The sequence below is a fragment of the Anaerocolumna sp. MB42-C2 genome (assembly GCF_030913705.1).
Lineage (GTDB): Bacteria > Bacillota > Clostridia > Lachnospirales > Lachnospiraceae > Anaerocolumna.
The window spans coordinates 1,473,559-1,498,633 of sequence record NZ_CP133190.1 but is presented as its reverse complement, the minus strand read 5'-3'; the positions used below and the strand labels follow the sequence as shown (position 1 = coordinate 1,498,633).

General features: G+C 35.1%; 19 protein-coding genes and 1 pseudogene. 14 read left to right on the top strand and 6 right to left on the bottom strand.

What is annotated here, in order from left to right; genetic code table 11:
• Positions 1 to 395 precede the first annotated feature (395 nt).
• The 8 genes from RBU59_RS06665 (at position 396) to RBU59_RS06630 (ending at position 11,223) form a co-directional block, all read left to right on the top strand.
• Positions 396 to 3,326 (top strand): glycosyl hydrolase family 28-related protein, encoded by a 2,931-nt coding sequence (locus RBU59_RS06665; protein WP_308147102.1) that lies wholly within the window; start codon positions 396 to 398, stop codon positions 3,324 to 3,326.
• Positions 3,327 to 3,349: 23 nt separating this feature from the next.
• Entirely contained in the window at positions 3,350 to 5,098 is a 1,749-nt protein-coding gene (locus tag RBU59_RS06660; RefSeq protein ID WP_308147101.1) for a sensor histidine kinase, read from the top strand.
• Complete coding sequence (locus RBU59_RS06655) at positions 5,095 to 6,675, top strand: response regulator transcription factor (protein ID WP_308147100.1); 1,581 nt, start codon at positions 5,095 to 5,097, stop codon at positions 6,673 to 6,675. The genes RBU59_RS06660 and RBU59_RS06655 overlap by 4 nt, the downstream gene beginning before the upstream one ends.
• A gap of 146 nt (positions 6,676 to 6,821) precedes the next feature.
• Entirely contained in the window at positions 6,822 to 8,387 is a 1,566-nt protein-coding gene (locus RBU59_RS06650) for an ABC transporter substrate-binding protein (RefSeq protein WP_308147099.1), read from the top strand.
• A gap of 86 nt (positions 8,388 to 8,473) precedes the next feature.
• A complete protein-coding gene (locus tag RBU59_RS06645) occupies positions 8,474 to 9,403 on the top strand; it encodes an ABC transporter permease (protein WP_308147098.1) in 930 nt (309 codons plus the stop codon).
• Between the two features lie 16 nt (positions 9,404 to 9,419).
• Positions 9,420 to 10,307, top strand: a complete 888-nt coding sequence (locus RBU59_RS06640; RefSeq protein ID WP_308147097.1) for a carbohydrate ABC transporter permease — start codon at positions 9,420 to 9,422, stop codon at positions 10,305 to 10,307.
• A 32-nt stretch (positions 10,308 to 10,339) separates the two neighbouring features.
• Positions 10,340 to 10,513, top strand: coding sequence for a hypothetical protein (locus RBU59_RS06635; protein ID WP_308147096.1), 174 nt, complete (start codon positions 10,340 to 10,342; stop codon positions 10,511 to 10,513).
• 68 nt (positions 10,514 to 10,581) lie between these two features.
• Positions 10,582 to 11,223: a DUF4397 domain-containing protein gene (locus RBU59_RS06630; RefSeq protein WP_308147095.1), complete on the top strand. Its 642-nt coding sequence runs from the start codon at positions 10,582 to 10,584 to the stop codon at positions 11,221 to 11,223.
• A 578-nt stretch (positions 11,224 to 11,801) separates the two neighbouring features.
• On the opposite strand, the gene RBU59_RS06625 is transcribed toward RBU59_RS06630, so the two are convergent.
• On the bottom strand, positions 11,802 to 13,751 hold the full coding sequence (locus tag RBU59_RS06625) for a M56 family metallopeptidase (protein ID WP_308147094.1): 1,950 nt from the start codon (positions 13,749 to 13,751) through the stop codon (positions 11,802 to 11,804).
• Between the two features lie 2 nt (positions 13,752 to 13,753).
• A complete protein-coding gene (locus tag RBU59_RS06620; RefSeq protein WP_308147093.1) occupies positions 13,754 to 14,116 on the bottom strand; it encodes a BlaI/MecI/CopY family transcriptional regulator in 363 nt (120 codons plus the stop codon).
• 324 nt (positions 14,117 to 14,440) lie between these two features.
• Here RBU59_RS06620 and RBU59_RS06615 point away from each other — a divergent pair, with 324 nt between their 5' ends.
• From RBU59_RS06615 to RBU59_RS06605, 3 genes are all read left to right on the top strand, one after another.
• Positions 14,441 to 15,256: a hypothetical protein gene (locus RBU59_RS06615; protein WP_308147092.1), complete on the top strand. Its 816-nt coding sequence runs from the start codon at positions 14,441 to 14,443 to the stop codon at positions 15,254 to 15,256.
• A gap of 118 nt (positions 15,257 to 15,374) precedes the next feature.
• The gene (locus RBU59_RS06610; protein WP_308147091.1) at positions 15,375 to 16,340 is read left to right on the top strand and encodes a helix-turn-helix domain-containing protein; all 966 of its coding nucleotides are present in this window, start codon (positions 15,375 to 15,377) and stop codon (positions 16,338 to 16,340) included.
• Positions 16,341 to 16,472: 132 nt separating this feature from the next.
• Positions 16,473 to 17,306 (top strand): DUF1835 domain-containing protein, encoded by an 834-nt coding sequence (locus RBU59_RS06605; RefSeq protein ID WP_308147090.1) that lies wholly within the window; start codon positions 16,473 to 16,475, stop codon positions 17,304 to 17,306.
• Between the two features lie 246 nt (positions 17,307 to 17,552).
• Here RBU59_RS06605 and RBU59_RS06600 read toward each other — a convergent pair whose 3' ends face one another.
• Positions 17,553 to 17,999 carry a GNAT family N-acetyltransferase gene (locus RBU59_RS06600; protein ID WP_308147089.1) on the bottom strand — a complete coding sequence of 149 codons (447 nt, stop codon included), beginning with the start codon at positions 17,997 to 17,999 and terminating at the stop codon, positions 17,553 to 17,555.
• Positions 18,000 to 18,120: 121 nt separating this feature from the next.
• On the bottom strand, positions 18,121 to 18,393 hold the full coding sequence (locus RBU59_RS06595) for a CD3324 family protein (protein WP_308147088.1): 273 nt from the start codon (positions 18,391 to 18,393) through the stop codon (positions 18,121 to 18,123).
• A 627-nt stretch (positions 18,394 to 19,020) separates the two neighbouring features.
• Here RBU59_RS06595 and RBU59_RS06590 point away from each other — a divergent pair.
• Both RBU59_RS06590 and RBU59_RS06585 read left to right on the top strand, forming a co-directional pair.
• Positions 19,021 to 19,719, top strand: a complete 699-nt coding sequence (locus RBU59_RS06590; protein WP_308147087.1) for a nuclear transport factor 2 family protein — start codon at positions 19,021 to 19,023, stop codon at positions 19,717 to 19,719.
• A 245-nt stretch (positions 19,720 to 19,964) separates the two neighbouring features.
• A pseudogene (locus RBU59_RS06585) lies at positions 19,965 to 20,070 on the top strand (aminoglycoside 6-adenylyltransferase); the annotation flags it as partial.
• A 127-nt stretch (positions 20,071 to 20,197) separates the two neighbouring features.
• Here RBU59_RS06585 and RBU59_RS06580 read toward each other — a convergent pair.
• Entirely contained in the window at positions 20,198 to 21,988 is a 1,791-nt protein-coding gene (locus RBU59_RS06580; RefSeq protein ID WP_308147086.1) for a sensor histidine kinase, read from the bottom strand.
• Positions 21,989 to 22,014: 26 nt separating this feature from the next.
• The gene (locus tag RBU59_RS06575; protein ID WP_308147085.1) at positions 22,015 to 23,589 is read right to left on the bottom strand and encodes a response regulator transcription factor; all 1,575 of its coding nucleotides are present in this window, start codon (positions 23,587 to 23,589) and stop codon (positions 22,015 to 22,017) included.
• Positions 23,590 to 24,006: 417 nt separating this feature from the next.
• Between RBU59_RS06575 and RBU59_RS06570 the strand changes: the two genes are divergently transcribed.
• Positions 24,007 to 24,936, top strand: coding sequence for an ABC transporter permease (locus RBU59_RS06570; protein WP_308147084.1), 930 nt, complete (start codon positions 24,007 to 24,009; stop codon positions 24,934 to 24,936).
• The last annotated feature ends 139 nt before the right edge of the window (positions 24,937 to 25,075 follow it).

Sequence of the window (25,075 nt, the reverse complement as noted above, 5' to 3'; positions counted from 1 at the left end):
TTTCTTTCACACTTCTCTTTAAATAAATTTTATCTATTTGATTTTATTAAGTCAAAGCTAACAGAAGGTTATTAAGAAATCAATAGAAAGAAATTAGATTATCATAATTGGTGTATAAAAAGTCATTATAGTGATAGTTTATATCATAGATTAAGTGGCTTTTGCATTCCTTTTTTTCTATACTAATAATGGAACTGCTGTAAAATTTTAATGCGTGAGCATGGTGAAAGAAAAACGCTTTCGCAATGGAAGAACCTTACAATGAGTACGGAGGGTACTCATTCCAAGCTTCTTCATACATTGTTTGAGATGCCGCCAGAACGGCATCATGTCGGGAAAGTTGAAAAAACTTGTTTTTTCAACTTTCTATTAAAATTGAAAGGCATGGGGTTGAAATGAAAAATAATATTACCTATCGATCCATTTATCAAAGCTGTTTAGAGGATGAAAAAGTTGAGGTTGTAACAGTTAATGACGGACAGGAATTAGAGCCGGGAAAGATTGATATATCGGATAAATTACAAAACACTCTTTACCATGTTAAACAAAAATATGGTTATGGAATTGTAATGCTACAAGAGGGAGACTATTATATCAATAAGACAATTTATATTCCCAGAGGAATAAGATTATTTGGGTTTGGTATAAAAAGACCTAAAATTACATTGATTAAAAATGCAGCAGGTTTTCGTTTGGATAGAGAGCATACCATAAAAACCGCAAAATATATGTGCTGGTTTACTGCAAATATGCCTGAGAAGGATGAAGAGGTAAAAGATGCTAATCCAGGTACTTTTTATAGCGCTTTATCAAATATAGACTTTGCAATAGAATCAGGCAATAACAATGCAGTAGTAATACGGGCCCATTTTGCACAGAATTGTTATGTTTCCTATTGTCATTTTGAGATTGGAGAAGGTCTTGCCGGTATTCATTCGGTAGGAAATGAAATGGAACAATTATCTTTTTCAGGTGGTGATTGGGGCATTTATACAGGAAAATGTTCGCCGGGATGGCCATTTGTAATGACGGACTGCTATTTTACAAGACAAAGAAAATCAGGTATTCTATGTACACAAAGCGGTATGACAATGGCCAGAGTAGTATTTGAACAAATACCTGTGGCAGTAGAATCCATGGATGGTTACTGGGATAAGGTAATTATGAAAGATTGTTGTTTTGCTAATCTTTCTACCGGTATATTAATTGCCTCAGAGAATAATGTCTGTACACAATATAATATGAGAAATATACTGGCAGAAGCAGTACCGATATTTGCCCATATGAAAGATAGTAAAAAAAACTATCATGCGGATTCAGATCAGTATATTGTCAAATCCTTTATTCATGGTGCAATGGCAGTGTATGGAAATTCGGAGATGGAAGTTAAAACAGTTATGGAATTACAGAACACCCCCGATAAGAAATATAGCTGCGTCTCAGATACTCCTGACTTACCGCTTCAAAAGGACTGGACCAATATTAAGAAGTATGGTGCGATTGGAGATGGAATTACAGACGATACCGAGGCAATCAGAAGAGCAATTGAAGATTCAGATATTTTATATTTTCCGCAAGGAAAATACTTTATTAGTGATACCCTTAGCCTAAAAGAAAATACACAGTTATTAGGATTCCTTCCGATTGCAACGCAGATTATTTTAAAGGATAATACAGATAAGTTTGCAGGAATTGGAGCTCCCAAAGCTATGATTGAAACGCCTGTAAATGGGAAGAACAGAATCCAGAGCATTGGGATTGATTGCGCCGGAAGAAATCCGAGAGCAGTTGCTATTAAGTGGCAGTCCGGTATGTCTTCTTATCTTTATGATATAAAATTTGTAGGCGGACATGGCCGCATTGATAAAGATACTGAGTATTTACCTGCTTATAATAAAACCAGGACATGGGATTATAATGAAGATTATCAATGGGATTCTCAGTACTGGAGTCTTTGGATTACCAATCAGGGTGGAGGTACTTTTAAAAACTTATGGACTGCCAGCCCATATGCTGCAGCCGGTATTTATATATCAGATACAGCCACAAAGGGAATCATGTATCAGGTATCTTCTGAACATCATGTAAGGCAGGAAATATTAATGAAACACGTTGCAAACTGGGAATTCTATGGTATTCAAACAGAGGAGGAAGTTGCTGAGGGCAGCTATTGCCAACCATTTGAATTATCCTGCTGTGAGAATCTGATCTTTGCTAATTTGTATGCATTCCGTGTGATTTGGGTTGATAATCCATATGAATCTGTCATCAGAACATGGAATTGCAAAAAGATAGAATTTCAGAATTTCCATAATTATACGCAGATGAAATATACTATTCTTAATGCTGTTTATGATGCCAATAGTAAACAGACCGTAGGATACTGGCAGTTAGCAAACCTATGGATAGAAGATACCGAAACTCATATACAGATGCCGGATAGATCCTGGGAGCCGAAAGCTATTTTGGAAAACCTGGATTGTATTGATTCTATGTGTGCAGATGAAAATGGTAATTTATATATTTGTGATTCTAGATTAAAAAGAGTATATAAATGGGATCAGAAAACTGCTAAAATCGAATTGCTGTTATCTACCCACTACAGACCATTATCCCTGGCATGTGACACTTTGGGAAATTTACTTATGGTAGTTGAATACAAGCCGGTTAAATTCGCAAAAAAGGGAGAGACTTTGGAGTTGAATATAGAAGAATTCGGGGAAAGATCCCGCCAGGATTTTGGAGCATGCTTCTATCCTTTCTTCAGAATAGATAGAAGAATTCGTGTTTTAAGTATGAACACAGAAAAGGGAGAAAGCTCAGTCTATGAATTAGAACCTAAGTTACGTTCGGAAGTCTCTTTACAAAAATTATATTATCCTGTAAATCAGTGGAGGGATAATGGAGATATGAAAACAGTGATACAGCTTCCGGATGAAACTTGCTATATAGCACCGGATGGAATAACGGGAATAACCAATAATCCTGCTCTGGCAAGAGCAACAGGGCTTTGTGCTGTACAAAAAAATGGGGTTTTTTATGCAGTTGATGAATACAATAAATATGTTTTAAAATTAAAAGTGGATCAGAACTTCAATTTACATAATCCAACGATTGCGGTATACAGGGGGGAATATAGTGCCCTTGCTGCAGAGAATGGGGAGCTTTATGTATCAGATAATTTACTCTATTGCTATAGGGGTGAGCAGGTTAGATCATTAGCATTAGCTAAGAGACCTGCCTGTATGATCTGGAAAGATAAAGAATGTAAGTATCTTTGTATATCAGCCAGGTCAAACTTATACATCATGAAAGTAAAAGATTAAAAGGAAGAAAGTGAATAATACATATGAAATTCAAATCAACATCGTTGAAGAACCATTTGATCTTTACAGTGGGAATATTTGTAATGCCTATGATTTCCTGCCTTTTGTACTATAATTATTATTCAATAAAAACCTTAAACAATGAAGTTGCACAAAGTGGTAAAAATACGATAATTCTATATCAATCCCAGGTGGAATATGAATTGCAGAAGGTCAGTCAAACGATTGCTGATTACTGGGCAAACGATTATGATCATGCGAATATGATTCATAAGGTGGATAAATTAACCATATTTTCATCCGCCTATGAAATCGGATTAAAATATAAAACGATGTTAAAGAATAACCAAAATCTAGGGAGTGTATGTCTGGTATCTGAAGAAAATAATCTGAAACGTTTTTTTTATCAGGAAAGCAGGTATTCTTTAAAAACCAAAGAAAGTATGAGTCAGATTGTAGAGGAATACCTAAAAAATCCGAAAGAGAATAGTGCGAAGGGATGGCAGCCATTTTGTATTAACAAAGAGGGGTTTTTGGTGCGTCTATTAGGATATAACGGTGGGTATACATTCCTGTTTGTGGATTTAAGTGTAACTATTCAAAACCAAATTAAGAATACTTCTGAGGGAGAAGGATTTCTTTATTATACAACCATGCAAGGTGAGGCGCTTTCTAGACAGGGCGAGGTAGAAGAGAGAGATCTTGTGACAGAAAAATTAGATCAGGAATACTACCTGACAGAAAATGAGAAAAAGTATATGGCGGTAAATCAATCTTCTGATATGCTGCATGTTCGAATTTTTTATTTTATTCCATATAAAGGGTATTTCTCCTATATGAACTGGATACAGACAATACTTTTAATTTTATCTCTTTTTATGGTATTACTGATTCCTATTGGTTATGTACTGATATCCAAATCATATTTCAGACCAATGGAAAATCTGATTAAAACGATGCAGAAGATCAGGGATGGAAATATTGATGAAAAAGTAAATTCTAATTATAAGATAAGAGAATTTCAGGAAGTAAATGTGACATTTAACCAGATGATGATAGAAATCAAAAACCTTAAAATAGAATCCTGGGAGAGGAGATTACAGAAAAACCGTGCTGAATTGCAATATCTCCAGTTACAGATAAAACCGCATTTTTTCCTAAATTGTTTAAAAAACCTTTATGGTATGGCAGAACTGAAACGTTATGAAAAAATGCAGGATATGATTATTCAAATATCCAGTTATTTAAGGTATTTTTTTAAAGATAATATGTCTTTAGTGACAATAGGAGATGAAATTAACCACGTGAAAAATTATATCTCATTGCAGAAGTATAGTTTAGAACAGGATGTAGAATGCGATTTTGAAATAGAAGAACAGCTGAAAGATTGTATTATACCGGTATTATTGATTCAGCCATTTGTTGAAAATTCTTTCAAACATGGCAGAAAAACAAATCAGACTTTACAGATAACAATACGAATTATTGAATTAAAAATGGAAGAGGAGAATCTGCTGGATATAATAGTCACAGATAATGGAAATGGTTTCAGCCAGGAAGTACTGGAACAATTAAATGCCCAAACACCGTATCAATACACAGAGAATAACGTTGGAATAGCAAATATCTGCCAACGCTTGTTTTTAATTTATGGTGATAAGGCAATATTGCAATGTAATAATTTGGAGGAAGGAGCACAATGTGAGATGGTTTTGCCCGCTAAAGTGCCCAAGGAGCCAATGGAAAGTAAAAGAGAGGAGTATGAAGGATGAATCTGTTGATTGTGGATGATCAGCCTACTGTAATAGAGGGTATTTTGGCAGGTGTAAATTGGGAACTGATTAATATCGATAAAAAGTTTACAGCGTATAATATTATTGAAGCGAAGAATATCATTCACACACAGCAAATTGAATTATTGCTTTGTGATATTGAAATGCCGATGGGAAGCGGTTTGGATTTGTATGAATGGGTTTTAGAACATCATTATACTATAAAATGTATTTTCCTTACAGCCCATTCTGATTTCTCCTATGCGCAAAAAGCAGTTCATTTGCAGGGTTTTGATTATTTGTTACAACCAGTTACCTATAAAGAAATTGAAAGTTCTCTTCAAAAAGCAATTGATCAGATTAAAATCGATACTACTGTAAAGCGTTATTATAATTATGCTTTAGGCTTGAAAAAGAGAGAAAAAGAGACATTAAGCAGTCTTCTGAGAGAATATTTGCTTGCATTGAAAAGTGATGTGAAAGAAGTTGTTCAGTATATATCTGTTCTGTCTTATGATTTGAAAGTAGACAGCCCATGTGAAATGGTTATGATTCAATTGTTTGATTTTGAAGGAGAAAGATGGGAAAATGAACTATTATTTTATGCTATTGACAATATATGGAACGAATTACTTACAACATTGATAGGTAAATTGATTGTTATTTGTCTGGATAGTGAACATTTTATTCTTCTATATCAACAACAGAACGAAAGGCTGGACTTAAAACAGAAAATGATCTTGTTTATGCAGACTGCAGAACAGCTGTTTCGATGTAAAATTGCTTTGTATCCAAGTAAAACAACTATTTTTTCAGAAATACCTGCCGAGGTAAAAAGGCTGGAAAAAAGAAGCAGGCAAAATGTAATTAAGAAAGACGGTATTCTGGAAGTCGACAATACTATAAAGATGGGAACAGAATATATTTCACCGGATTGTAATAAATGGGCTCAATACATCAAAGAGGGTTACTATGATTTACTAAAGATGGAAGCTTGTCAATACCTGGATCGTATGACTCAGTCTGGCAGGATGAATGATGAAGCTCTGAGAAAGTTCCATAAGGATTATGTGTATTTATTTTTAGAGGGAATAAAAAATTGTGGAAATGTAAAGAGTGATCTTTATATGGAGGGAGAAAGTGACTATAATTATGAAGCTCTGATGAATTCATATACTTCGGTAGCCCGAATGAAAAGTTTGATTGTGTTTACAATGAATTATCTGAAAGGCATGGATAATCAAGAAAATGTCAATGAATCACGAATGGATGAAATATTGGATTATATACATAAGAATATGCAGAAGAATATTACGAGAAAAGATATTGCAGAAGCTGTTTATCTGAATCCTGAATATTTATCAAGACTCTTTAAAAAGGAAAAAGGAATTAAGTTATCAGATTATATCCAGCAGGAGAAGATGAATATTGCAAATCATTTATTGAAAACAACAAATTTCTCTGTCAGCATAGTTGCTTCAAAAGTTGGATATAGCAACTTTTCACATTTCGCTCAGTCCTTTAAACGTATTTTTGGGATATCCCCCAGTGAAATCAAACAAGAAAATCATAAGTAGAATTACAAAGTATTCAATTATAAGTCATGAATTGAATACTTTGGGTCACTTTTCGGGTAGCAGCCACTGAACAAAATTAGCTATAATTTAGTTATAGACAGCAGAAAGTACATACCTAATAAAATATTAAGGAGGAGTAGTGAAATATGAAAAAATTAATTACGTTTTTGCTTGTAATTACTCTGCTTACCACATTGTTTGTAGGATGTGGTAAGGCTGATAATAAAGCAAGCGACAGTAAGACAAGTGGTTCTGCAGTTGAAACGGGGAAGGCAGCAGATGATACTTTAGAAACAGCAGAAACCAAAACAGAGGCGAAAGATTACAGCAAACAGGAACCGTATACCGTTAAACTCATGCTGCCCGGAACAGCTGGAACAAAAGATTGTGAAGAGGTTTCTGCATTGGCAAGTGAAATATTACAAAAAAAGTATAATACAACACTTGAAATAATACGCGTTGGATTTGGTACTTATGCACAGCAGCAAAATCTTATGTTTTCTTCCGGTGAGAAACTGGATATGCTCTATAGTGACCGAGGTAATTTTACATCAGCAGTAAGTAACGGACAGATTGTTGAAATCGGACAATATCTGGATGAATATGCACCTGAAATGAAAGCACAGATCAGTGCAGAAGATTGGGCATGTACAACAATAAATAACGGTATTTATGCGGTACCAGCCAATAAAGAAAAAGCAGTAGCATGGGGTTTTGCTTTTGTCAAATCAGTTGCGGATGAATTAGGCTTTGATTATTCAAATATTAAAACAGAAGAAGATTTAGTACCGCTTTTACAGGCAGTGAAAGAGAAATATCCGGATATGTACCCAGTTATGTCTAACGGCGGATCAATGAACACTATGACTATGGTTGATGAATTAGGAGGTGATTTGGGCGTATTAGAAGATTGTAAAGATCCTAATAATACAACAGTAGTAGACTGGTATGAAACAGATGCCTATCGTAAAATTGTAGAGAGAAGATATGAATGGGCACAAAAAGGATTAATTATGCCCGATGCTGCATCCAATACAGAACCTTGGGCAAATATGATTGCTTCAAATAAGGCATTTGGACGCTTTACGAATGTAAAACCAGGGATCGAAGCGGAGATGGAGAAAGCTTCCAGTAAAGAAATAGTTGTTATACCAATGACAGATGCTTATACAACCACGAACAGACTCGATATTCTTTGGTATGTTGCTCACAACAGTGAAAAACCGGAAAGAACCGTACAGGTTATGAATGAAATTTACACTAATCCTGAATTACAGAATATATTAGTAAACGGTGTTGAAGGAAAACACTATGAATTTGCCAATGAAGCAAAGACTATGGTACGTTATCCACAAGGCGTTGACGGAACTAACACAGGTTATCCCAGCTATCCATGGGCATGGCTCAATGAAATGATTACTCCTGTTTGGGAAGGATCGGATACGAATCTTTGGAAACAAACCGATGAATATAACAAAACAGCTATCGTTTCAGTAGCTAAAGGATTTGGATGGAATAATGAAAATGTAATCAATGAAGTTGCTGCATGTAAAAATGTTAAAGATAAATATGCGAACGCATTGGAATGCGGTTCAGTAGATCCTGCAGTGGCATTGCCTCAGTTCATAAAAGATTTGAAAGCTGCAGGTTCGGATAACATTATTAAAGAAAAGCAAAGTCAATTAGATGAATGGTTAGAGGCAAATAAATGATAATTCACAGATTATAACAGCATATAAGGGGGAAACGGCGACAAAACGGCTATCCCCCTTATTATTCTGTATTGGAGGGTTTTTAGATGAATTTTGAGATCAGAAAAAAATTAAAAAAGCTCAATCGATATATCCCACTATATCTGATGATGTTACCAGGAGTTATATATATAATCGTCAATAATTACATACCAATGTTTGGATTACAAATAGCTTTTAAACAGTATAATTATACCAAAGGACTTTCTGCAAGTAAATTTGTGGGATTTAAAAATTTTGAATTTCTATTCAAAACAAAGGAAGCTTTTGTTATTACCAGAAATACTTTATGTTATAATGCGGTTTTCATTATTATTGGTACGGTATTGGCTATCATAGTTGCTATATTATTAAATGAAATTAAAGAAGTCAAATTGAAAAAACTCTATCAAACAATTATATTAATTCCTTTCTTGATATCAATGGTGGTGGTCAGTTATTTGGTTTATGCCTTCTTAAGTGCAGACTCAGGTTTCATCAATAATAGTATTCTTATTCCACTTGGAATTAAACCAATTCCCTGGTATTCAACACCAAAATATTGGCCATTCATTTTAACCTCAGTGCATCTGTGGAAAGGCTTTGGCTATACCAGTATTATTTACTTCGCGACTTTAGTTGGTATCGATAAGGGGTATTTTGAGGCAGCCGCGATAGACGGTGCATCCAGATGGCAGCAAATCAAGCACATTACAATTCCTTGTTTAAAACCTACCATCATAACCTTGACCCTGATGTCAATTGGGCGGATTTTCTATTCAGATTTCGGATTGTTCTATCAGGTACCGTTGAACAGTGGATTATTAGTTGACGTAACCAATACAATTGATACCTATGTATACCGTGGTTTAATTACGCTGAACAACGTAAGCATGACATCGGCGGCAGGATTTTACCAATCTGTTGTCGGATTTATTCTGGTTTTGACAGCTAATTTTATAGTGAAAAAAGTAAGCGAAGAAAATGCGCTATTCTAAAGGAGGAAAAATAAAAATGGTTGAAAGAAGAAAAGGTTTTCAAATAATGGCAAATGTAATTTTAATTATATTAGCAATATTCTGTTTGCTTCCATTTATACTGCTTATTGTTTCTTCCTTTACGGATGAACTGACATTAACTCACAATGGTTATAGCTTCTTTCCGAAAAAGCTTTCATTTGATGCATATAAATACTTGTTGGTAGATTCTACAACGATTATAAGATCTTATATTATATCCGGCGGAGTAACGATTGTAGGTACTCTTGCCAATGTATTATTAACAGTGTTATTTGCTTATCCGTTATCAAGAAGGGACCTTCCTGGAAGGAACATATTTTCCTTTTTTATATTTTTTACCATGTTATTTAATGGTGGTCTGGTACCTTCCTATATTATGTGGACGCAGAACTTTCATATTAAAAATACATGGTGGGCATATATTGTTCCCGGATTAATGATGAGTGCATTTTATGTCATAATGATGAGAACTTATTTTACTACTAATATTCCTGAAGCAGTTATAGAAGCAGCACGTATAGACGGGGCAACTGAGGGACTTATTTTAAATAAAATTGTATTGCCAATGTCCATTCCAATTGTAGCAACAGTAACCTTATTAGTTGGATTAGCTTATTGGAATGATTGGCTTAATAGTTTGTATTATATCAATAAAGATTCCATGTATAGTGTCCAGTCGCTTTTGAACAGAATGCTGATGGATGTTCAGTTCCTGCTATCCAACGCACAGGGTGGTGCTTCTATTAATCAGGACATTGTATTACCATCCTCAGGTATCAAGATGGCAATTGCTGTTATGGGTGCATTACCTATACTGATAATATATCCTTTCTTTCAAAACTACTTCTTAAAAGGTATCATTATCGGTGCAGTGAAAGGATGAGCGCGTCCGGAAAAGGGTGACTGGTTTAGCAGGTGGAAATCCTGCATGGTAAAAAGCCAATAACAAAAGAAGATTTTATTACAATGATGGCTGAAGTAACGGAATTGAAAAATTTAATGATGGGTTACCAGAATACGAAAAATAAATCGAATAATAGTAATATCTTTGACGAGGTTCAACAAAAGAATAACGAAGGTAAAATTTAAACAAATAAATATCATATGAATAAATTTAAGCATATATTATACCATACTATATTAATCGTGAGGAAAAAATGTATAACAACACAAAATATACTGGAAATGATATGCCAACGGGTTATGTTCGTGTAATACACACAGTGCCAGACGCGCCTAATGTTGACATATATGCTAATGATAAATTAATTATTAATAATCTTGCTTATGGTGATTATACAGATTATTTATCTATACCTGAAGGAAGGTATAAAATATCTCTTTATGTTGCTGGAACTAAAAATTCTCCTGTATTAGCTAATATGTTAACCGTGAATAAGAACTCTATATTAACGGTAGCTGCAGTTGGTAATCTTAGTGATATAGGGTTACTGGCTATTGCTGATACTAACGGAATAAGAAAGCCAGGCAAAGCTATGATAAGATTTTTACATCTTTCGCCGAATGCTCCTGCGGTAGATATTACGTTACCAGATGGAACGGTTGTTTTTAGTAACATTGCATTTAAACACATAACGAATTATACTGATGTTATTCCGATGAATTATACACTGCAAGTTAGAGCAGCAGGAACCTCAAATGTTGTTCTTACAGTACCTGATGTTAATCTTACCGCTGATAAGTATTATACGGTTTATGCAATAGGCCTTTTAGGCGAAAAACCTGAACTTGATGCATTATTATTACTGGATGGAGAAAATAATATGAATGATATGTAAACATGAAGAACGACATATATAGAAGTTTCAGAAGAAGTCGACTAGCTGAGTGAATGTAAGTCAAAAGAAAGAAAACAGGGAAATAGATACTTATAAGCAGAAATGTATTTACAAATAAGACTGGTCAGAAGAATGAGGTTGCGTTATCGCAGCCTTTTTCTTTTGAGTATGCCAGGCATGGCACTAATCTTGCTAATGAAAGAGGTAAAATTCTTTCATATTGCTATCTCTTTCCATAATACAAAGTGAATCACAGCCATGGCAACTATATATCGCAGGATGATTATGAAAAGTTTTAAGAAAAGGCACAGAAGCAGGGGTGGTAATTGGTAGGTTAATGTGAGGATAATCTTCTCATTTTAACATGTACTAAATCTTGATATAGAGCCAGAAACTTTTCATATGGTTACAAGCACCCCATGGGTGCTTGCGATTGTCTCAAAAGAAAGCAATGCTCATTATAAGACAATGGAATAAGGTGTGGCAACCAGTGTTTGGTGTGTAACGAATATACAGCGGCGGTTTGTGTAGACCGCCCTATTGCATCTGTAATAAGTTTTTCGTGATAACGATTCCGATTACTTCTTTGGTATAGGGTTTAATGAGATTTGTCCATTTTCATAAGTAATATCTGAAATATAATCTTTTTTCTCAATTTCGAAATTCACAAAGCTGTCTATTGTTTTTATGTCAGCGTCATAAAGAGATAGTCCCCCATCGTAGTTTGGAGTAATAAGCATATCGCTATTCGGATGTGTATAATTAAAAACAATAACTTTATTTGCAATTGGATCAAAATATGCAGCGTTGGAACGGTGAAGCCCGGAGCCAAATGAATAGGTGAAATACAATTCCGGTTTTTGGTCACCATCTAAATCGAAAAGAGACATACTGGTCAGGCCATAACCACCGAACCATTCACCAAGAGGGTATATTTTGTCCTCATACAACAGTAGGGAAGCGCAGGAGGTGTCATATTTGAAAATCAAATAATCGGAATTTTGCCGAATATAGTTTGGAGTGATGTTATAACATGTGTCATTATTGTAGCCCGACTTAAAATTTTGCTGGTGAGAGAGGAAGTCCAAAACGCCGTCCTGTGTTCCGGATATTGTAGCTTTCATGGGTATATCCCCAATCCTTGTAATTTTATAAATACTCCAGATATATTCGCTTTTTTGAGTATTAGCGGAGTCCTTGTGTATTTGTGCCAGCCATATCTCATCATCCATAAGATAAATACGATAAACAGCAGAACCGGATGTATTAGTTAGTGTGTATTGATATTTGTCTTTGTATTTGGTAACATCAGGAATGTTAATATTAATCATAAAGCTATTCTTAAACGTCTGTTCATCTACCAAATCTTTCTGATAGGTAACTGCATATCTTTGCTGGATGCCGGTCTTATCCGTCAGTATTAGCAGATTTTTAGTAAGCGTGTAATATTCCTTAAACCCATCTAAGACCATAAAAGAGCTGAGAGGATTCATATAGATCTGCTTTTCAAATACATAATTACCATAAGGTACATCGTTTGACTTTGTGATTGCTTCTTTCAATGGATTTGCGGCGCAGGTAATGACGGCGGTAACACAGAGAATGGCGGTGAGAATGACCACCCATTTTTTTGGTTTCTTAAATCGTAAAATGTTCTTCACCCGCTCCCGTATACCAGCTTCTCCGAAGGCAAGTGGACTTGCTGCCGGAATACGTCGGTTTGCTGCAAAAGCCAGAAGGGATGTGCTGTAATCATGAACAATATCTGTGTCTGTTTCTGAAAGTACCTTTTCATCACAGCTCATCTCCATATCTTGTGTCATGAGAACAAAGGCAAGCCAGACAAGTGGGTTAAACCAGTGAATGGCCAGCACACAAAAACTTAAAGCTTTTACCAGATAGTCTTTTCGTTTTAAATGATATCTCTCGTGACGGAGAATGTATTCTGACTCCTGCACACCCAAGCCGAAAGGAATATAAATTCGGGGTAAAACAAAACCAAGAATGAAAGGTGATCGGATTTTATCGGTTTCATAAACATTGCCCTCCAGCCGGACAGCAGTGGATACACGATGTTTCAGGCGGATATAGGTGACGATACTGTAGATAAGGAGAGTGGCGATACCGATACACCAAAGGATCGTTCCGAAAAAAATCCATATTTGCAGAAGATTAGCACTGGTGTTTGGAGCAGCTGTAGGCAAACTTCCGCTGATGAGGGAATTTATGGCAGGAATACCAACAGTTACTCTCGGAGTTTTCATATACCCTATATCGGCAGGGATAAAATTAAGTGAAACACGGCTACCTCTGAACGCGGCTGTCATATCAAACGGTTGTATTTGAAAGATGCTGCAGACAGAGGAGAAGGAGACGGGGCAAATAAGACGAAAAAGCACGACAGACCATAACAGATAGGAATACTTTTTCGGGGCTCTCTTTAGAAGTAAGCGGATGAAAATTACTGCGGGTATGACATAGCCAGCCGTAATGCTCATATTTAATATTATTAAAAACAACTCTTCCATATTCACCTCTCCTTGTGTTCATCAATCAGGCGTTTGAGTTCGTCGGCTTGCTTTTCCGATATGGTTTTACCACCGAGAAACGAGGTGAGAAACTTTGGCAGTGAGCCTTCGAAAGCCTTTTCAACAAAGTATTCACTCTCAAAAGCCTGTATCTGTTCCTTGGGAACGATAGCACTCACAATGGTATTCTCGTTTATTAGTAGTCCCTTTTCGCACATTTTCCGTAACACGGTATAAGTGGTTGACTTTTTCCAGCCGAGTTTTTCGGTGCAAAGCGTCACAAGGCGGCCCGATGCCACCGGTTGGTTCTCCCATACCACCAACATAAAGCGGTAATCACTTTCACATATCTTCAGGTTTTCCATTTATGTACCTCCCAATCAAGTTTATAATTATAAACCATATAATTAGTTTATGCTTATAAACCTGATTTGTCAATTGATAAAATTGCGAATATCTCAAGAAGTAAAACCAATAAACCCATTTGGCTTTATTTAGAAATTATGTAAAGGGAACGGAAAATAATCCATATCCATTGTACTTTATAGCCTTAAACGCAGGATATTGGTATACATACAGAGTTAATAGATGTTACCCTTGACATTTACATAATCTGGATTATAATACATGGATAGGCAAGAACCAATGAATAATGGCCTTGCCCATAAATAAAAATTTAGGAGGACATCATGAAGCGTAAACTCTTTCTAGTAAAACCTCTTTATCTTTTACTTTTATCCGTATTTCTGGTTACTCTAAACGCCTGTAGTCAAAACAGTACCAACACTACTGCAACATCGGATACATCACCTGCACCAAGTGCAACAACTGATACATCACCTGCACCAAGTGCAACAGTTACAGAGAATCCTGCCAAGCCAACTGATAGTGTTTCGCCCCAGACATCGGAGGAAGTATCTTCTTCCAGTAACGATGAAACTACTACTGATAATAATGAATCAGCTGCTTATAAGGAGGCAATTGCAGCATACGACGATTTCTTAGCAGGTAGTGTAAATGCAAAAGACCCAAAACAGGAGATAAGTGATGGAGTTGTTACATTGAAAGATATTTCTTTGGAACCAGATTTTAAAACCTACTATGCCTTGTTTGATATGAACGGGGATGGAATACCAGAACTTCATCTGCGTCCTATTGCAGGCGGCAGTTATGCCATTTTTACATATCAAGATAGTAAAATAGTTTTATGGCACAATGGTCCGGATTACGAATCCCCGCTAAACAACGGAGCAATCTTATACGAACGTGATGGTGCAGCGCCGACTCACATAAATTACTATTATCTGGTTTTGGACTCCGATGGTAATGAAGTCTCAAGGGTAAATTTCTCAAAATATCACAGTGTTGATGAAAATGGTATGACGGAAAGTACCGATTATGATGTATTTATGATTGAAGATAAAGAAGTAACCGAAGATGAGTGGAATTCAGCGACTAAAGAATACCTTTCGAATGCATCTGACTTAATTGAATGGAAAGAATAATAAGTAAAAGTAAATGAAATATTAAACTTAAAAACGAATGTATTCTCTTACATCCTTGACTCTGCCGTTGGGGAATAGTTTATACTATGATTAAAACCAACAAAGAGGAGGATAAACCGTGAGTGAATTAATTAAAATCAGAGATGTATCAACCCAATACGATATATCAGCCCGTACGCTTCGTTATTATGAGGATATGGGGCTGATAACAAGCGTTCGAAGCGATGATTACGCTTACAGGTTGTATGACGAAGCTGCCGTAAAACGATTGGAGCAGATTCTAATTTTACGCAAGTTGAATATTAGTATTAAGGATATTCAGCGCATATTCAATACATCCGGTTCTGAGATTGTTTTAGAGGTGCTGGGTAAAAAAGTTGAACATATTGATGAAGAAGTTTCGCTGTTGCATGAACTGAAAGAAATTGTATTAGAATTTATACACCAAATCGAACAAGCTGATTTCGGTAAAAAATCGGATGTCAAGATGCTATATAAGAAAGCGAAAGAACTTGAAACTCAGCTTGTCAATGTGGATTACGATGGAAATACGGCAAATGTGAATCGTTTGTTAGCCGTCGCTGAAAAAGTGGAACGACAGCCAGATATTCTTGTTATTGAAATGCCGACTTGCCGAATGGTAACTTCGGGATACCTCAATGTCGAGAGTGATGATATCCACCGTCGATTTGATTCAATGTGGGGACGGCTCAGCTTACGAATCGCTGATAAAATAAACCCTCGTGATTTTATGTATCATGATGCCGAACACAATAAACTCGTTTGGGTGTTTATTCTTGAAGATTGGATGACCGAAGCGGACACCGAAGGATTTGAGATTATTCAATTCGATGGCGGTTTATATGCATCTGCTCTTGCGGATAGTTGGGAGTTCAGCGAATATGATCGGATATATAAGGGGATATTGGTTTGGCTTGCATCGCAGGAACATTTAGATTTGGATGAATCAATGGGACGCCATATGTTATACCATTTTGCCGGACCACATTCGAAACAGTTGAATGAGTGGAATTACGGTAAGATTCGATATTTTGTGCCTATAAAAACAAGTGGAGTAAAATAGAATGGTAGTATGGACAATTGGACAACGTGTTGTATAATCCTGATATACGGGATATTCTCCCGCTTTTCAAATTAGGGACTAAAAAAATACCTGAGCAGACGTAGTGCTCTTAATATTGCAGGAGATATATTAATGATAGAGATTTTATTTGGGGATAGTGAAGCTGGCTCAATGAAAGCTTCCAAGAGCAGTAATACAATAAAAATTGGTGAAAAAAATGGTTCAACTTCATGCTCTGATGAAGTGATTTGCCTTGCTTTTATGCTGGATATTGGAGACATTAAAAAATCCATTGAAAGTCAGTATAGGCAAGATTTGATTTTGTCTATGTTTACGCAAAATGGGTGGGATAATAACCAAGAGGTATTGAAAGAACTTAAAATGGCTATTAAAATATATATTAAGGAATTTAGTAGACTTTTAGAGTTTTTAAAGAAAGGCGAATCGATACGAATATGGTATAGTGATAGCCCATATTCATTATGCGGACTTTACTACCTGTGTCATATACTAAGGAATTATTCAAATGATACATTTGTTGTTAAACTACCTGAGTACGTACAAACAGATATAAATACGATTAAAAAATATTGTAATTGGGGTGAAGTATCAGCAGAAGAATTCAGCCAATTTCTTGTCTATGAGAAAAAAATAACTCTGTCTGAAATAAGAATGTTCGGTAATCAATGGGTAGAATTGGTAGAAAATAATAGTCCTCTTAGAGCAGTGATTAATGGAAATTTAATAGGTGTACCAGAAGATTTTTATGATTTTTTGATTAGAAGACGACTTTCATCCAATCCTGCCAAGGAAGCGAGAGTTATTGGTGATATACTGGGTTATTATCCTTTAGGCATAGGTGATTGGTGGTATGCTTCAAGGATTGAACATATGATAAAAGCTGGAAGTATCAGAGTAGTTGAAGATTCTGAAAGAAAATATGCAAGAACGATTTGTATGTCTTAACAATAATATCAGATTTCTGTTCAAAGTGGTCGTGTTAAGATCCTTGTCTTTTCGTAACTTGATTTCGCTTCAAATTTTTGATTTTAAATAAGCCCTCTGATTGCCTCAATGACAAGAGGCTCAGAGCAAGCACGGCGATATCTCTTGAGATACCGCCGTTAGGCTGCCGTATTTTGTTTAGGTAATAGCTATTCTACCGCCTGACAACGGTTTTTAATATCCCTATTGGGAGGACACAACTCCATTTTATAGAGGTCTTTTCAAATAAATCATATCTACTAACTGTTGTCCATTTTCATACATAGGGTGGTCGTAATTGTCTACAAAAAAGTTTTTAACAACGTGTGACTTTGTAAATCCGCATTTCTCGTAGAAATGAAGTGTCATAGGGCTATCGCCTGTTCCAACATATAACTCGCGGCCAGACTTTTTGTAGTAATCAGCGATAAATGAAATTAGATATTGTCCATATCCTTTTCTTTGATATTTAGGAACAGTAACAATATTCTTAATTTCATAAACGCTGTCTTGCTCTTGTGTAACAACGCAAATCGATTTAACATCATCATCACACAAGGCGAACATTTCACCACGATACAAATATTTTTCTATCATACTTACCTGTTCATCTGCAATAAGCAGCAACTCCATGTACTTTGTTTTATCGCTATCAATTACTTTCACAATTTCCATTGGATATTTCCCCTTTCCTCTGTTATCTTTACAAATCCATTATACCGTTTTCCATTTCAAATAGGGGAGCACAAATCGTTGTAAAAAATAGATGTGCCACTTTGTAAAGTGACACATCTACTCATAAAATTTGAATACTTCGTATAATGCGTTGAATGCTTTTGGGAGTTAAAAAGTATTTCTCTGACAGTTCAATAACTGTCGTACCGTTTTTATAACTATTGTATATTTTAAAATTTCTTTCTTTGAAATACGCTTTCGTATCTGTCTTTTCTCCCCATTTACATTTTTTCGAATTTACTTTTGGAATGTATATAACTTGCCCATCAACATATTCTTGGATTTTTTCAATCAATTCCTGGGGCAGCATTTCCAAAGCGTGAACATAGCCCATTGTGACCTCCTAAAAATTATTCTTTAAGGTAGCAAAGGCTATTGATTTTCTGCTTAAATGATATGCAATAGCCTTTGCTATGCACAATGTTTCCTGCTTTTCCTTATAGTTCATCCCCTCCAATCTATACTCGCATAATTTAATAGTTTTCATATCAATTATAATTTATAATAGTTTTCATGTCAATTTTTCCACGATGACAAGAATTAAGCAGTTAAGATTTTTCAACTCAATGGAAATATTGAAGACTTATGTCTTAAGAATGAATTAAATAAAATTACCAGAAAATATAAAAGATAACCTGACAATATGTTGTCAGGTTATCTTTTATATAATTAAAGCGTGAAAAATTCTAACAAATTATAAAAGAGGAGGTCTATTCATGGATAATTTCAATTATATAACAATTGAACCTAAGGAACTTGAGGGATAGCGCATTCTCTTAACAAGCGGTACTAAGGGAGGAATGGGGGAGGTAATTGTAAAACACCTTACAAAAGCTGGGGCTACAGTTATCACTACTGAGCGAACCATTCCGGATGAATAAAAGAGCCAGAATTATTTATACAAGCTGATATCAGCACACCTTGCGGGATAGTCCGCACGATATAAAGGAGAAAGATGACTATGACAAACAATAGATTTCAAATACCTAAAGCGGTTGAGATACATTTTCAGGCAGTAAACGCGAACGACCCTGTGGCCTTTCTTTCAATTTTTGCCGAGAATGCTGTCGTAATCGATGCAGGAAAAGAATATTATGGGAAACCAGACATTAAAGAGTGGAGTGACCACGAATACTTCGGTGTTCATCTGAGGCTGGAAGTTATAAATGCTGTTCAAGATGCCAAAGAGATTGTTGTTACTGCAAGATGTGATGGTGATTACAACAAGGTCGGTCTGCCTGACCCCTTGTTTCTTGATTTTCATTTTATGATGGACGGAGATAAAATCACACGGCTTTGCAATGTTTTTTCCTCTAACAGCAGAGCAATTCCATTGCCGCAGCCGATTGCAGCCTATTATCATGCTTCAGATGTCTATGATGATAACTTGCTAGCCGGATGCTTTGCGGAGGATGCCATGCTGGTTGATGAAGAAGAAACATATTATGGGCCTAAAGCCGTCAGCAGGCATATTCTTGAGGCAAACAGGAGCGCCAAGGTTATGACTGAAATCACCAATTGTTCAGAGAAAAACGGTGAAACAGTTGTTACTGCCACCATTTCCGGTAATTTTGAAGGCAGTCCTGTTCCCTTGGACTTTTGCTTCACTCTTAATGATGGGAAGATTAAAAACTTAAATATTACGGTGGCCGGTGAATAATATGGATATGGAATGAAGAGAGGTTGAAGGAGTTATGTAATCAGATGATCCAATACTTTAAAACTGCAGATTAGCTGAGCAGATAAGAACAATAAAAACTAAAAAATAATTTTATTAGTATTAACAAACAAAGGAAATAGGCTTTCTTGCTTTTGTGTCTCTTTTTGCTTTCTGTTTCTTACCGTGATAACATAATGTCATAAAAGATACTGATAGAAAGAGAACTATGACATTCGGAGGATTTTATGAGAAACGAACAGGAAATGATGGATTTACTGTTTGATGTTGCATTGCAGGATAGTCGCTAGGATTATGACATTGGAAGGATCACATACCAACATTAATATTCCTTAAGACGAGTTCCAGGATTATGATGTTACATACTTTGTAACAGATTAAAAAATATACCTGGGGCATGTATAAAAAATATATATTATAATTGAACAGTAAACTCAGACAATGGTGAGTAGTTTAAAGCTTAAATAGGGATTAAAGGAAGAATTAATTGAATATGGGTTCCATTTTCGGTGGAACTTTTAATATTTATGGAATAATTGTCTCCATAAAATAAGCGGATACGTCTTTTTATATTGTTCAAGCCGATACTTGTTCTGTCAGAAGCCGATTTATCCAGTGTAATATCAGAATTAAAAGTCTTAATCACTTCTTCCGGCATCCCTTTGCCGTTATCCATGATGTCAATTATTAACTGTGTGCTGTTATCTGTACTAAGCCTTACTATAACATCACCATTTTTTGAAATATCGTCAAGTCCGTGTAATACTGCATTTTCAACGATTGGCTGTAATAAAAGGGGAAGTATCTGATATTCGTTTGGTGCAAAATGCTCCGGTATCTCAATGGTATAATCAATTCGATCTTCAAACCGAAGTTTTTGAATCTGCAAATAAACATTAATGTAATCCAACTCCTTATCCAGGGTAGTAGAAAAGGTTTCTGTATTTTCCAGAACATAACGGAGGGATTTACCCAGCAGCCAGATGGCGCTGGATACATTCTGATTATTTTCTTCAATAGCCAGCATCCGAATTGTCTCCAGGGTATTATATATAAAGTGGGGATTTATCTGACTTGCCAAGATTTTAAATTCCATTTGCTGCTGCTGATTCAAAATTTCTTTTTCAAGTAACTGGGCTTCGTACATTTTAGCTTCCTTATCTTTTAAATCCAGTACCATATACTGTAAATCGGTAAAGGTTTCTGACAGTTCATCATCTCCTCGAAGGGAATCAATCATATTAAAATCACCCTTGCTGGCATTTTTCATAGCCAGCCTTAATGCTAAAATACGGGAACTGAAAAAATTAGTATAGAAGACAATTCCCAATAAAGGGATTAAAATAGAGAGCAAAGTAATGGCTGCACACATAATAACAATTTTAATAAATTTATCAATGGCAGCAAAATCAATGGTTGTAACATAAAGTATATCTTTTGACTGGTATACGGGCAGAGAAGATATATAACCAAATACAGTTTTATTTTTATACTGTATCAATCCATTATAAAGGAAATACCGTGAATTATAATCAATTGGTACTGATTGGTCTTTTCCCTGCATAGAGCGTGTAGTACTGAAAAAAACAGGTTCCTTATTAAGGGATATTGCCGTGTATAAAGAATTATTCTGGATTTTATTTTTTAAAAAATTATTGCTGACCGTAATAACTAAAATCGCAGAGTAATGAGTTTTTACCAGGGGAATAGATCGAACCAATAATAATTCCGAGGAAGTATTACCAATATTCCGATCGAAAAAATTATACCCCCAGGAACTGCCGGATGGAACAGAAACCTTGGAGAATAATTTATCTATGATTTCAGGAGTAGCGGTTTTAATATATTTACCATCAGGAAGAGTAGGGTTTGTGGTATATACGGTCACTGAGGTCATGGACGTAGTAGTATCCATATAATCCTGAAAGCGGTCATAGTCAGCGACTGCAGCCAAAGCATCTTCAGAATTGGTATAATTAGTTGTTAGTAATTTATGAAGGGATTTATCATCTAATAAATCGGAGGACACATTAAAAAGATTGATAACACAATCAACTACGATAGACTTTACCCGGATATTATCAGACTCCAGCTGAGAACTGGTTTGTTGGTACAAAGCTTTTACAAAGTAGGAAGTTAAGGCAATTCCGATAAACAATACAGGTATGATAATTAATGGAATTAATATAAAGTACATTTGCTTTTTGACTTTTATCCGTATTACGGTATGTGTTTTTTTTGTTAGAATCATATCCTCTCCTGTAAGAAGGTGTAAACCTATAGGTCTTTCCTATTATCGTTCGGGGTAGCATACTTTTTGCGGTATTCTGCCGGGGTTAAACCGGTGTTCTTTTTAAATTTCATATAAAAATAGTCTGTATTCTGATAACCGACTTTTTCTGCAATTTCATATATTTTTAATGATTTTTGAATCAATAGTTCTTTAGAATTTTCGATTCTTACTTTATCCACATAGGAATTGAAACTCTCGCCTATTTTCAAATTAAATATTTTGCCCAGATAGGAGCTGTTATATCCAAAAAGAGAAGCTATATTTTCTAATCTTATGTTTTCCATATAATTGTGTTGTATATAATACAGGATATCATCAATAACGCTCTCACGGGAAAAATTACCAATAGAGTTCAAGACAACTTCAAACTGCTCAGTAAAGAATAAAAATATTTCATAAAGATAGTTTTTGGTTTGAATAAAATCAATGATCTGTGTATTGGTAGGTATGGTCAATTTTTTTGCAGAGTACAAGTTATTCAATTTATCTTTGATTTCAATAAATAAATCAGTTAAAAATAATTTAATATCATGAATGCAGTCTTGTGAATTGTACAATTTGATCTCCAGATTATGGAGGGTATCAGCGACCGCTTTACGATTAAAGGACTGGATATAAGCAACCAACTTTGAACAGTAATCTAATAACAGCTCATGTGTCATATAATAAGCATTATTATTATTTTCTGGAAGCTGCTTATAACCGATGGTATGCTGGTTGATTTCACAGAAAAAACGGCGTTGTAACAAAGAAGAGGAGTCTTTATAGGAGATATGGATATCCTTAGGTGACGTTACAGTACGTCCGTATGCTATAAATAGAGAATCCAGAGGAGAACCTTTTTGTGGTTTCAATTCCCGTTCAAAACGGTTTAAAAATTCATTGAATTTTTGAATTGCAAATTCTCCTTTTAGTATAATTACTTCATTATTTCCGGCATTAACAATAAGAAAGGAACTGTTATCCTGATTTGTCACTTTCAATAATTCGGAAAAATGATATGTGATATCAGCAATATTACGGCTGTATTTTTCATAAATCAACACCTGGTAGATATTTGAAGTCATATGCAAATCATCAAAATTTATGTTTGCTAAATCAGCTGTACCTTGGAGCAGATCCAGTAAAATAGTATTTTCAGCTTTTTCCTTATAATGATTGACTGTTGAACGATGGGCGGATTTCTCCTTAATTTGTTCGGAAAGTGAGGATAAAGCAGCTTTTAATTCAACAACATCAATGGGTTTTGTCAAATAATATTTTACATCATATCGGATCGCTTCCTGAGCATACTTAAAATCGGAATATCCACTTAAAATGATAACTTTTCCTTTGTATTTTTCTGAACGAGCTTTATTTAAAAGCTCTAAGCCATCCATTCCGGGCATTTTAATATCTAACAATACGATATCCGGGTTATGTTCGTTTATATAAGCAAGGGTTTCAACTCCATTGGAAGCTTCTCCGATTATTTCAAATCCAAGCATTCCCCAATCTATTATTTTTTTTAAACCTCTTCTGATGATAGCTTCATCATCAGCGATTAAAACTGTATACATAACAAAATCACATCTGCCTTTCTTGTAATAGAAATTTCGTATTCACTGTTTTCCAGTGATACTGCCCATCTTAGACCAATTATATATTATGAATATCAATTTGTAAAATAATAAGATTTCTTATATATTATGTATACAATATAGCGATATCGTGTATCATGGATTAATTATTGTAATTATTAATCATAACAGTTAACCTTAATTATTTCCACCTTAAAAATTCTTACTATTTACTTTAAAATTTAGAGGATTTAATAATGAAATATGCTTTTTTTAAGGTAAATGCTAGGATTTTTTGGGTAGAAGGAATTTCAGCGGAATGATAAAATCAACATAAATCAAAAACATAGACATCATGCTTATCAGGCAGGGTTATAGTAACTGATGAGGATGTTTATGAGAGGAGGAAAGAAATAGATGTCAGTATCAAAAAACGTCAAAAATGGACATTCAAAACGTGGGAAGCAATTATTTTTATTAACTCTTCCTTTTCTCGTATTAGTATTTGCATTTTCCTACTTTCCATTACATGGTTGGATCTATGCTTTTTATGATTATAAGGCACCTTTAAAGTTATTTCAAACGGATTTTGTAGGTCTTAAGTGGTTTAAACTTCTGTTTGCAAATAAAATGCAGCTAAAGCAACTTGGACAAGTCATGCAGAACACCTTCGCAATGAGCACAATTGGTATAGCGACCTCATTTTTGCCGGTTTTATTTGCAATTTTACTTAATGAAATCAAGTGCACTCCCTTTAAGAAGATTGTACAGACCTTAACTACCATACCTAATTTTATCAGCTGGGTTCTTGTTTATTCGATTGCTTTTAATTTATTATCCAATACAGGATTGGTAAATACACTTTTGCAGGAGTGGGGAATTACAGACAGCGTTATTAATTTCCTGGATAGTGATAAACATACCTATTTAGCTATGTGGTTATGGGGAACCTGGAAAGGACTTGGATGGGGAGCGATTATGTACCTGGCAGCTATTGCAGGTATCGATCAGGAATTATATGAGGCAGCAAAGGTAGACGGCGCAGGCCGTTTTAAATTAATGAAATATATAACCATTCCGGAATTAATGCCCACTTTCTTTGTATTGCTTATGCTTAGTGTGGCAAATTTTATTAATAATGGTATGGACCAATATTATGTATTTCAGAATGCCTTTAACAAAGAACATATACAGGTTTTGGATCTGTATGTTTATAACATTGGTATGGCTGGAAGCAGTTTATCACTGGCTACCGCTATAAGTATGATGAAAAGTATCGTTAGTGTTACATTGCTGGTTTTTGTTAATTTTGTATCTAAAAAAACCCGTGGACAGTCAATTATATAAAAGTAAATGAAGTATGTAATGGGTGACAGGTTGAAAAACAAGGACAGTTTTTCAATATCCTGACTTTATGAGCACCGTGGTGCACGGATGGAATTTAAGTTGAAAAACAAAGCGGTTTTTCAACATCCTGATTTTATTG